General features: G+C 67.5%; 10 protein-coding genes. 4 read left to right on the forward strand and 6 right to left on the reverse strand.

The annotated features are described in order from the left end of the window. The first annotated feature begins 7 nt into the window (after positions 1-7). Both HNR24_RS09715 and HNR24_RS09720 read left to right on the forward strand, forming a co-directional pair. Positions 8-1258 (forward strand): Gfo/Idh/MocA family protein, encoded by a 1251-nt coding sequence (locus tag HNR24_RS09715; RefSeq protein WP_182495672.1) that lies wholly within the window; start codon positions 8-10, stop codon positions 1256-1258. Positions 1259-1263: 5 nt separating this feature from the next. Then, positions 1264-2265 carry a sugar phosphate isomerase/epimerase family protein gene (locus HNR24_RS09720; RefSeq protein WP_058887926.1) on the forward strand — a complete coding sequence of 334 codons (1002 nt, stop codon included), beginning with the start codon at positions 1264-1266 and terminating at the stop codon, positions 2263-2265. Between the two features lie 93 nt (positions 2266-2358). On the opposite strand, the gene HNR24_RS09725 is transcribed toward HNR24_RS09720, so the two are convergent. The 6 genes from HNR24_RS09725 to HNR24_RS09750 all read right to left on the reverse strand — a co-directional run bounded on the left by HNR24_RS09725 (position 2359) and on the right by HNR24_RS09750 (position 8745). Beyond that, complete coding sequence (locus HNR24_RS09725; RefSeq protein WP_058887925.1) at positions 2359-2892, reverse strand: YceI family protein; 534 nt, start codon at positions 2890-2892, stop codon at positions 2359-2361. 121 nt (positions 2893-3013) lie between these two features. Beyond that, positions 3014-4018, reverse strand: a complete 1005-nt coding sequence (locus HNR24_RS09730; RefSeq protein ID WP_182495673.1) for a LacI family DNA-binding transcriptional regulator — start codon at positions 4016-4018, stop codon at positions 3014-3016. 47 nt (positions 4019-4065) lie between these two features. After that, on the reverse strand, positions 4066-5511 hold the full coding sequence (locus HNR24_RS09735; RefSeq protein ID WP_058887923.1) for a GH1 family beta-glucosidase: 1446 nt from the start codon (positions 5509-5511) through the stop codon (positions 4066-4068). Next, positions 5508-6473, reverse strand: coding sequence for a carbohydrate ABC transporter permease (locus tag HNR24_RS09740; RefSeq protein ID WP_083504656.1), 966 nt, complete (start codon positions 6471-6473; stop codon positions 5508-5510). Before HNR24_RS09740 ends, HNR24_RS09735 begins: the two co-directional genes overlap by 4 nt. Continuing rightward, positions 6470-7471 carry a carbohydrate ABC transporter permease gene (locus tag HNR24_RS09745; RefSeq protein ID WP_058887922.1) on the reverse strand — a complete coding sequence of 334 codons (1002 nt, stop codon included), beginning with the start codon at positions 7469-7471 and terminating at the stop codon, positions 6470-6472. The genes HNR24_RS09740 and HNR24_RS09745 overlap by 4 nt, the downstream gene beginning before the upstream one ends. A 2-nt stretch (positions 7472-7473) precedes the next feature. Then, the gene (locus tag HNR24_RS09750; RefSeq protein ID WP_058888160.1) at positions 7474-8745 is read right to left on the reverse strand and encodes an ABC transporter substrate-binding protein; all 1272 of its coding nucleotides are present in this window, start codon (positions 8743-8745) and stop codon (positions 7474-7476) included. Positions 8746-9104: 359 nt separating this feature from the next. On the opposite strand from HNR24_RS09750, the gene HNR24_RS09755 reads away from it, so the two are divergent. Both HNR24_RS09755 and HNR24_RS09760 read left to right on the forward strand, forming a co-directional pair. Beyond that, a complete protein-coding gene (locus HNR24_RS09755; protein ID WP_182495674.1) occupies positions 9105-9884 on the forward strand; it encodes an FHA domain-containing protein in 780 nt (259 codons plus the stop codon). A gap of 13 nt (positions 9885-9897) precedes the next feature. Next, complete coding sequence (locus tag HNR24_RS09760; RefSeq protein ID WP_058887921.1) at positions 9898-10398, forward strand: FHA domain-containing protein FhaB/FipA; 501 nt, start codon at positions 9898-9900, stop codon at positions 10396-10398. The last annotated feature ends 2 nt before the right edge of the window (positions 10399-10400 follow it).

Consider the following 10400-nt stretch of genomic DNA (forward strand, 5'->3'; position numbering starts at 1 on the left):
GGCAGCCATGGTTGAGCGAGACAAGCCGCGCCTGGGCGTGGCGATGATCGGGCACGCCTTCATGGGCAGGGTGCACTCCCAGGCCTGGAGATCCGCCTCACGGTTCTTCGACCTTCCGATGGAACCGCGCATGCGGGTGATCGTCGGTCGTGACGCGCAGCGGAGCAAGCAGGCGGCGCAGCGGCTGGGCTGGGTGGAATCTGCCACCGACTGGCGGCGGGTGCTCGAGCGCAAGGATGTCGACCTAGTCGATATCTGCACGCCCGGAGACACGCACGCGGAGATCGCTGAAGCCGCGCTGGCGGCCGGCAAGCACGTGCTGGTGGAGAAGCCGATGGCCAACTCGGTCGCGGAGGCGCAGCGGATGACCGAGGCCGCTGCGCTCGCCCGGGCCCGGGGCATCCACGCGATGGTCGGCTTCACCTACCGTCGCGTACCGGCGCTGAAGCTGGCCCAGGAGCTGATCTCCGAGGGCCGGATCGGTGAGGTGCGTCAGGTGCGGGCGCAGTATCTGCAGGACTGGCTCGGGGATGAGACCGCCCCGCTGTCCTGGAGGCTGGACAAGACCCGGGCCGGGTCCGGGGCGCTGGGAGACATCGGAGCCCACATCGTGGATCTGACCTACTTCCTCACCGGTCAGCGCTTCGCCGGGGTCTCCGGGATGCTCGACACCATCGTCGCTGAACGTCCGCTCGCCGCCAAGGTCGCCGTCGCGGCGGGGGGCATCGGCGGCAGCGGAGGTGGACTCGGCAGCGGTCTCGGCACCGCGGTCGAGGCGCCCGATGCCGTCGGGATGGGCCCGGTGACGGTGGACGACGCCGCGCTGGTCACCGCTCGACTGACCTCGGGAGCCCCGGTGATCCTGGAGGCCTCCCGCTTCGCCTGGGGCCGGAAGAATGCGCTGCGCATCGAGATCTCAGGATCCCGGGGCGCGGTCAGCTTCGATTTCGAGGACATGAACGTCCTGCACTACTACGATGCGACTCAACCGGCGCGGACTTCGGGGTTCACCCGGATCCTGGCCACCGAGCCGGAGCACCCGTACCTCGAGGCCTGGTGGCCGCCCGGCCACGGACTGGGCTACGAGCATGGGTTCACCCATCAGGTGGTGGATCTGGTGCGTGGGATCGCCGCCGGGGAGGACCCGCGGCCCTCCTTCGAGGACGGACTGCATGTGCAGCAGGTGCTGGAGGCGATCCAACACTCGAGCGGGGCCTCCCACCAATGGACCGAGATCCACGATCAGGAACGGAGCTGAAGACCATGGCACGACCAGTCACGCTGTTCACCGGACAATGGGCGGACCTGCCCTTCGAGGAGGTCGCCCGGCTCGCCGGGGAATGGGGCTACGACGGCCTGGAGATCGCCTGCTGGGGGGATCATCTGGACCCACGGCGCGCAGCCGAGGACGATGCCTACGTGAAGGACCGCCTGGACATCTTGGAGAAGAACGGGCTGAAGGTCTACACGATCGCGAATCACCTGCGCGGGCAGGCGGTCTGCGACGATCCGATCGACGCCCGCCACCGGGACATCCTGCCCGATCACATCTGGGGTGACGGTGACCCGGAAGGCGTGCGGCAGAGGGCGGCTGAGGAGATGAAGTACACCGCGCGGGCCGCGGCCCGGCTGGGGGTCAAGACGGTGACCGGCTTCACCGGATCGGCCAGCTGGAAGTACGTCGCGATGTTCCCTCCGGTCTCACCGGAGCTGGTGGAGGCGGGCTACCAGGACTTCGCCGACCGCTGGAACCCGATCCTGGATGTCTTCGACGAGGTCGGGGTCCGGTTCGCCCACGAGGTGCATCCTTCGGAGATCGCCTATGACTATTGGACGACCCAGCGCGCCCTGGAGGCGATCGGGCACCGCGAGGCCTTCGGTCTGAACTGGGACCCCTCGCACATGGTCTGGCAGGACCTGGACTCGGTGGCGTTCCTCTGGGACTACCAGGACCGGATCTACCATGTGCACTGCAAGGACACGAAGAAGCGCCTGAACGGTCGCAACGGTCGGCTCTCCTCACATCTGGCCTGGGCCGATCCTCGACGCGGCTGGGACTTCATCTCCACCGGACGTGGAGATGTGCCCTGGGAGGATGCCTTCCGGATGCTCAACGCGATCGGCTACACCGGTCCGCTCTCCGTGGAGTGGGAGGACGCCGGAATGGACCGGCTCATCGGCGCGCCCCAGGCCCTGGAGTTCGTGCGGTCCCACGCGTTCGAACCCTCCGACGCCGCCTTTGATGCGGCGTTCTCCTCCTCCTGAGCCGAGAAGGGCCGCAGCACGCCGCAGGGCCCGACCCTGGCCCCTGGTGTTTGCATCTACCAGGTTTCATGGTCGGGCCCTGCGGTCACGCGATCACTGCTCCAGGACGAAGGCTGCCTCGAGGTCGATAGAGACCTTGTCGCCGACCAGCACGCCGCCGGCTTCCAGGGCTGCGTTCCAGGTCAGGCCGAACTCCTTGCGGGAGATCACGGTGTTCGCGGAGAAACCTGCACGGGTCATGCCGAAGGGGTCCACGGCCTGGCCGCCGAACTCCACCTCGAAGGTCACCGGCTTGGTGACCCCGCGGATGCTCAGATCGCCCGAGATCTCGAACTCCTCGCCGCTGGCGGTGATGTTCTGCGCCACGAAGGTGAGCTCCGGATGGTTCTCGGAATCCAGGAAGTCCTCACCGCGGACGTGGGCGTCGCGATCGGCGTTCTTGGAGTTGAAGGATGCGGCCTTGACGCGGGCGTCCAGGGTCGCCACGTCACCTTCGGAGACGACGAGGGTGGCCTCGGCCTCCTCGAAGATGGCCCGCACCTTGGAGATCCCGGCGTGGCGCACGGTCATGCCGATCTCGGAGTGTGCGGAGTCGAGGTTCCAGGTGCCGGTGGTCAGATGTGCCATGAAGAGATCTCCTAGGGGTTGCCGGTCCGCGCCGAACGCGCGGAGCCATCGTGGTTGGTCGATGATGCCAACAGCAGTCTGCCGCAATTTATTTCAAAACTGAAGCAAGTTCATCGGAATGTCACCCAGATGTCCGTTTCACCATCTGCGTCTGCAGCACCACCGGGTCCACGGCCTCCCCCTTCATCAGCTGCAGCAGCAGGTCCACGGCTCGGCCAGCAAGCTCCCCCACCGGGTTGATCACTGTGGTCAGCGGCGGGCGGGTCAGCTGCGCGGCGTGGGAGTCATCGAATCCGACCACCGCGATCTGCTCCGGCACCGCGATCCCTCGAGACTGGATCTCGTGCATGGCGGCCACCGCCATCAGGTCCGAGGCGACGAAGACTCCGTCGAGCTCCGGGGCACGCTCGAGCAGCCGCTCCATCGCCGCCGCCCCGGAGGCCGAGGTGAAGTCCCCGAACTCCACGAGGTCTGAGGCCAGGCCGGCACCGTCCAGCGCAGCCCGCCACCCGGCAAGCCGGTCCGAGCCCGCCGCCATGTCCTGCGGCCCGGCGATGGTGGCCAGCCGACGTCGTCCCTGGCCGATCAGATGCTCCGCCGCGAGGGTGGCCCCGAAGTTGTTGTCCACATCCACCCAGGGGATCCCGACGTCCCCGGCGTAGGGTCGGCCCACGTAGACCGCGGGCAGCTTGGTCTCATGGAGCACACCCGAGAGGTCGTCGTCGCGGTGATGCGAGACGATGATGGCCCCGTCGGTGTACCCCCCGCGCAGATACCGCTCGATCTTCTGCCGACCCCCCGGCTGACCCATGGCCAGCAGCACCTGCACCGGGGAGTCCGCCAGCCGCTGGGTGATCGAGGCCAGCATCGAGGCGAAGAACGGATCCGCGAAGACCCGGTCCTCGGCCTCGGGCACGACGACGGCGATGGAGTCCACCTCCTGGATCACCAGCGAGCGCGCGGCCCGGTTCGGTCGGTAGCCGAGCTCGGTGACCGCGGCCTCCACCGCGAGCCGAGACTGCGAGCGCACCCGCGGGTCGAGGTTGACCGCGCGCGAGGCGGTGGCGCGTGAGACCCCTGCCCTGGCCGCCACATCCTCCAGAGTCGGCAGTCGCCGAGCCGGCATCAGTTCCCCCTTCGTCGGATGTGCGCACCAGGGCCAAGTGGGCCTGGTCAGTCCACCACGCCGGTGGCCGCCACCTGTGCGTACCAGTTCGCGGAGGCCTTCGGAATGCGCGCAAGCGTATCGTAATCCACCCGCACGATCCCGAACCGGCGGTCATAGCCGAAGGCCCACTCGAAGTTATCCAGCAGCGACCACACGAAGTAGCCGCGCACATCCGCGCCGGAGGAGATCGCCTGGTGCACCGCGTGCAGGTGCTTCCGGATGTAGCTGAGCCGGTCGTCGTCCTGGACGAAGCCCGCGGCGTCGGGCACATCGGGGTAGGCCGCGCCGTTCTCGGTGACATAGAGCGCCACCCCGGCCGGCCCGGTGTACTCCCGGTGCAGCCGCAGCAGCAGGTCGTGCAGCCCCTGCGGGAAGACCTCCCAGCCCATGGCGGTGGCCGGCAGCCCGCGCGGGATCGAGGAGACGTGCTCCGATCCCACGTTCGGGTTCGGGGCTCCCTGGGTGCGTGCCGCGGCGGCCGCCTGGGCGGCGTGCTCCGGATCCGCGCCGGTGAGCAGCTCTCCGGTGTAGAAGTTGACTCCCAGCACATCGATCGGCGCCGAGATGATCTTCAGATCTCCGGGCTGGACCAGGCCTTCGCGCCAGAGTCCGGCCTGGTCCTGAAGCACATCGGACGGGTAGGCCCCGTTGAAGATTGCGGAGGCGAAGAAGCGGTTGAAGCTGCCATCCAGACGCCGGGCGGCATCCACGTCTCCCGGCGTGGCCGGGTCCGCAGGGCGATAGTCGGTGAAGTTCAGCGTCAGTCCCAGCTCGAGCTCCGGATCCCGACGTCGCAGCGCGCCGACCGCCAGCCCGTGCCCGAGCAGCAGGTGATGCGCCGCCGCCAGGGCATCCTCCGGGGAGGTCCGTCCCGGAGCATGGTGTCCGTTGGCGTAGCCGAGGAAGGCCGCGCACCAGGGCTCGTTCAGCGTGGTCCAGTGACGCACCCGGCTTCCCAGGGCCTCATGCAGCGTGACCGCGTAGTCGGCGAAGAGCTCGGCGGTGCGCCGGTTCGCCCAGCCACCCTGATCCTCCAGCGCCTGGGGCAGGTCCCAGTGATATTGCGTGAGCCAGGGCAGGATGCCGGCGGCCAGCAGCTCATCGACCAGATCTGAGTAGAACTTCAGCCCCTCCGGGTTCACGTTGACCCCATCGGGCATCACCCGGGACCAGCTGACCGAGAACCGGTAGACCTTGAGGTTCAGCCGCTTCATCAGCGCCACGTCCTCCCGGAAGCGGTGGAAGTGGTCGCAGGCCACGTCTCCGGTCTCGCCCTCGTGGACCTTCCCGGGGGTGTGGGCGAAGGTGTCCCACACCGAGGGGGCCCGGCCACCTTCTGCCGCGGCACCCTCCACCTGGTAGGCCGCGGTGGCCGAGCCGAAGAGGAAGTCGGTGGGGAAAGCCACAGCGCTGCTGGCGTCGGTGGTGCGGGCGGTGAGTGAGGAAGTCATTGTTTGACGGCTCCTTGCATGATTCCGGATACGAGCTGACGGCCCGTGAAGATGAACAGGATGAGCAGCGGGATAGTGGCCATGGTGGCTCCCGCCAGGACCAGTGAGTAGTCCACGAAGTGCGCGGCCTGCAGCTGCTGCAGCGCCACCGGCAGGGTGGGGTTCTGTGGGCCGAGCACGATGAACGGCCAGAAGAAGTTCGTCCAGTTCAGGACGAAGGTGAAGAGGAACAACATCGCCGCCGCCGGTTTCGCGGCGGGCAGCGCGACGTGGAAGAAGGTGCGGATCATGGAGCACCCGTCCACAGTGGCGGCCTCGATGAGCTCGTCCGGGATCGCCTGACGCAGGTACTGGGTCATCCAGAACACCCCGAAGGCGGTGACCAGTCCCGGCACGATGACCGCCTGCAGCTCCCCGGTCCAGCCCAGCCGGGCCATCACCTGGTAGAGCGGGACCACACCGAGCTGGGTGGGGATCGCCATGGTGGCGATCACGAAGACCAGCAGCGGGACCGCGCCCTTGAAGCGCAGCTTCGCGAAGGCGTAGCCGGCCAGGGTGGAGAAGAAGACCACCGAGACCGCGGTGACGGTGGAGACGATCACCGAGTTCATCGTGGCCCGCCAGAACGGAACGGTGTCGATCACCTCGGCGGCATTGGAGAAGAAGTTCCCACCCGGGAGCAGCGGGAAGGAGTCCCGGGACAAGATGGTGGAGTCATGGCTTCCGATCAGGAAGGACCACCAGAGCGGGAACATGCTGCCCAGGATCACCGCTGCCAGGCAGCCGTAGACGATCCACCCGGGCCCGCGGCCGGGGCCGCGGGAGCCGCGTCGCCGATGACGGCGGGAACCGTCTCCGGGCCCCGATCCGCGGCGACCGAACGGGTCGGCGTCGTTCTTCGGTGCGCTGGCCGGTCCCGTGCGCGGGATGATCGGCAGCGGCTTCTCTTCGAGCGCGCTCATCGCTTGACCTCCGAGCTTGAGATGCGGCGGGTGATGACGAAGTTGATCAGTCCGATGGCCACGATCAGCAGGAACAGCAGCACGGCCACCGCGGAGGCCTGCCCGAAGTCTGAGCGGGTCCAGCCGAGTTCGTAGAGATACATGGTCATGGTCTGCCACTGCCCGTCGGTGCCGCCGCGACCGTACTGGTCGAACATCCGCGGCTCGTCGAAGATCTGCAGTCCACCGATGGTCGAGGTGATGATCACGAAGATGATGGTGGGACGCAGGTTCGGGATGGTCACCGAGATGAACTGGCGGACCTTGCCCGCGCCGTCGATCGCCGCCGCCTCGTAGAGGTCACGTGGCACCGCCTGCATGGCGGCGAGGAAGATCAGCGCGTTGTACCCGGTCCAGCGGAAGTTCACCATAGTGGCGATGGCCAGGTGGCTGGGAAGCGTCCCGGAGTGCCAGCCGATCGCGTCGATGCCCACGGTCTCCAGGATCGAGTTCACCAGCCCGAATCGGTCCCCGAAGAGGTTCGAGAAGATCAGCGCCACGGCGACGGGGGTGACCACGTAGGGGATCAGCACGCCCATCCGCCAGAAGGTCCTGGCCCGGAGGTTGTAGTCCAGCAGGTAGGCGATCAGGATCGCGATGACCACCTGGGGCGCCGAGGAGAGGATGAAGATCGAGAGCGTGTTGCGCAGCGAGATCCAGAAGCCCCGCTCCCCCAGCACCGCCATGAAGTTCTCGCCGCCGATGAACTCTCCCTGACCCATGATCAGGTCCCAGTCGTGGGTGGCGACCCAGGCGGTGTAGATCAGCGGGAAGAGCCCGACCACGGCGAAGAGGATGAAGAACGGACTGATGTAGAGGTACGGCGAGTATCGACGATCCCAGGCCGAGGCCCGGTGCCGGAAGCTCACCTTCGGCTTCCGGCGACCGGTCCTCGGTTCTGGCGCGGACCCGCCGCTGCGTGTGGTGCTGACTGGTACCTGCGCAGCTGGGGCGGACATGATCAGCGCAGAGCTTCCATGTCGTTGACGAACTTCTCCCAGGAGGCGTCGGGGTCATCGATCCCGTCCACGTCCACCCGGTTGATCGCGTCCTGGATCGCCACGTTGATGGTCAGGTACTCGGTGCCCTTCAGCGGCTGGGTCTCCACGGCGTCGGCACGCTCGGCCAGGATCTCGCCGGTGGGGGCGTCGTTGAAGAACTCGTTGGTGGCCGAGAGCAGCTCGTCTGCCTCCAGCGCCTCGGTGGTGGAGGGGAATGCCCCGACGACCCCGAACGCCTTGAGCTGCTGCTCCGGGGCGGTCAGCCAGGCCGCGAGCTCCTTGGCCTGCTCGATGTTCTCGCCCTGGGAAGGAACGGTCAGGTAGGACCCGCCCCAGTTTCCGCCGCCACCTGGGAAGGTGTTGGCGATGTCCCAGCCCTCGACCTCGGCGGCGTTGCCCTCGATGATGCCCAGCATCCAGCCGGGGCACATCATGGTCGCGAAGGTCTCTTCGCGCTGGAAGGCATCTGACCAGTCGCCGCTCCACTGGGCGAGGCCCGCGGAGAGCTCATTCTCCACCGAGGCCTCCAGGAGCTGGTCGTAGAGGTCCTTCACCTCGGGGTTGGTGTCGGCGATGATCTCCCCGGATTCGTCCTGGTAGGGGACCTCGACCTGGTTGATCATGCCCTGCCAGATGTTGTCCGAGCCGGAGTACCAGGCGGAGTCAGACTCGGCGACGAACTCCTCACCGGCGGCGAAGTAGTCCTCCCAGGAGTCGCCGAGGAACTCGGCCACCTCTTCACGATCGGTGGGCAGTCCGGCCTCCTCGAAGAGGTCGGCCCGGTAGCAGACGGCCTGTGGCCCGCTGTCGGTGCCGTAGCCGATCAGGCTGCCGTCCTCGAGGACTGCGTCCTCATACTTCCAATCCAGCCAGCGGTCCTCCAGTTCGGGATCGGTGAGATCCTCGAAGCGGTCGGGGTACTGCTGGAACTCTGCGAGCCAGTCCACCTCGATGGGTTCGATGTCCGAGGCTCCCTGACCGGCACCCAGGCTGTTGCGCAGCGAGTCGCGGGCGTTCTCGGCGGTGTCGATCTTGTTGTGCTCGATGGTGATGTTCTCGTTGAGCTCCTCGTACTCTTCGAAGAGGTCCTCATAGCCGAACTCGTTGAAGGTGGTCACGCTGAGGGTGACCGCCTCCCCGTCGGCTGCTCCGCCTTCGTCGTCGCCATCGGCAGCACCTCCGCAGGCGCTCAGCCCGAGCGCCAGCACCGAGCTCAGCGCGACTGACTGCATGACCCGACGGTGGCGGCGCCCGGCGTGGGGCGAGGCGGATGGCCCGGTGGGGCGATCCGGTGCGGAGTCTTTGTGCTCCGCGTGATCAGTAGTCCTCATCACAGCTATCTCCTTCGATATGAGGTGCGAGCGGGTCCCCAAGTCCTCTTATGAGAGCGCTCTCACGGTGAGATGAAGGTAGCACCTCCTCCCGGAGTGTGGCAAGAGTCACATCGCGGCGCGTCCGAGCAGTTCACCGCGCGGGCGACCGGCGAACCGCACAGGCGGGGAGTGAGACAGTAGACTCAGGACATATTGCCCACCTCGCGAGCCGACCTTGCTGAGCGTGGACAGACATTCATCAGAAGAAGGAGGTGCCGGTGGGACTGCTAGACAACCTGGAGCGCGGCATCGAAAAGGCCGTTCGCGGTGCCTTCTCAGGACGAGGAGGGAGTCTGGGACCCGTGGAGATCGCCACCGCCGTACGCCGCCACATGGACCGAGAGTCCAAGACCATCGCCGAAGGCCAGCACCTGGCACCGAACCTGTACAAGATCCGGCTCGCCGGAGAGGACTTCACCGAGGCCAAGAAGTACGGCGTCGCCCTGGCCGAGGAGCTCTGTGAGGAGATCCTGCGCCATGCCGAATCCCAGGGATACACCCTTCTGGGACCGGTGAAGGCCACCTTCGTGAAGAACACCGAGCTCAAGCGTGGGCAGCTGAGCATCGAGTCCCGCACCGACAAGGACCCGCAGTCGGGACCGGTCGCTCCGGCGCAGTCCTCTCCTGCGGCTGGCCCCAGCGCCGCAGCCCCGCTGCCCTCCACCATGGCCCAGCCCACGGTCCCCGCCCACCAGCCTCCCGCCCCGGCGGCCGCCGCGAGCCTGGAGTACGAGGAGCAGAGCTACCCGCTGCGCCCTGACTCCACCGTGATCGGGCGCTCCACCTCGGCTGACATCACCGTTCCCGACACCGGGGTCTCCCGGAAGCATCTGGAGCTCTTCCGCTCCGCGGGTGCCTGGTACGCCCGGGACCTGGGATCCACCAACGGCTCCTACGTGGATGGCGAGCAGCTCACCGGTGAGACCCCGAAGGTCCAGCTCATCGACGGCGCCCTGATCTCGCTCGGCAACGCGCGCCTGCGCTTCCGCCAGAGCTGAAGGACACCGACCGATGAGTGAACTCGCTGTCACCGTGCTGCAGTTCGGAGTGCTGCTGCTGCTCTGGATCCTGATCCTTTCGATCATCGCAGCGCAGGGCCGGGACATGACCATCTCCAAGCGCTCCCGCGCCCGGGCCGCCGCCGCGCATCCCGCGCCCGCGCAGCGCAACGGACCCCCTGCTCCCGCCGGCGCCAGCCACTCCGGCCCCACCCCCCGTCCGCGGCCTCGGCGTCTGCTGGTCAGCGAGGGGCCCCTGGCCGGGACGGAGCTCCCGCTGGGCTCCGCCTCGATCATGATGGGCCGCGCCCAGGAATGCACCCTGGTGCTCGAGGACGACTACGCCTCCGGCAAGCACGCCCGGCTCTTCCCGCAGGGCTCGCGCTGGTTCCTCGAGGACCTCGGATCCACCAACGGCACCTGGCTCGGGGAGGAGCAGCTCACCCGCGCCTCCACCGTGGAGCCTGGAGACCGGATCCGGATCGGCAAGACCGTCCTGGAGCTGAGGACCTAGCC

Source organism: Nesterenkonia sandarakina, assembly GCF_014138825.1.
Lineage (GTDB): Bacteria > Actinomycetota > Actinomycetes > Actinomycetales > Micrococcaceae > Nesterenkonia > Nesterenkonia sandarakina.

Coding starts and splice junctions, on each gene's coding strand:
- HNR24_RS09760 (WP_058887921.1), top strand. CDS start 9,898: ATGAGTGAACTCGCTGTCACCGTGCTGCAGTTCGGAGTGCTGCTGCTG.
- HNR24_RS09740 (WP_083504656.1), bottom strand. CDS start 6,473: ATGAGCGCGCTCGAAGAGAAGCCGCTGCCGATCATCCCGCGCACGGGA.
- HNR24_RS09725 (WP_058887925.1), bottom strand. CDS start 2,892: ATGGCACATCTGACCACCGGCACCTGGAACCTCGACTCCGCACACTCC.
- HNR24_RS09735 (WP_058887923.1), bottom strand. CDS start 5,511: ATGACTTCCTCACTCACCGCCCGCACCACCGACGCCAGCAGCGCTGTG.
- HNR24_RS09715 (WP_182495672.1), top strand. CDS start 8: ATGGTTGAGCGAGACAAGCCGCGCCTGGGCGTGGCGATGATCGGGCAC.
- HNR24_RS09750 (WP_058888160.1), bottom strand. CDS start 8,745: ATGCAGTCAGTCGCGCTGAGCTCGGTGCTGGCGCTCGGGCTGAGCGCC.
- HNR24_RS09720 (WP_058887926.1), top strand. CDS start 1,264: ATGGCACGACCAGTCACGCTGTTCACCGGACAATGGGCGGACCTGCCC.
- HNR24_RS09745 (WP_058887922.1), bottom strand. CDS start 7,471: ATGTCCGCCCCAGCTGCGCAGGTACCAGTCAGCACCACACGCAGCGGC.
- HNR24_RS09730 (WP_182495673.1), bottom strand. CDS start 4,018: ATGCCGGCTCGGCGACTGCCGACTCTGGAGGATGTGGCGGCCAGGGCA.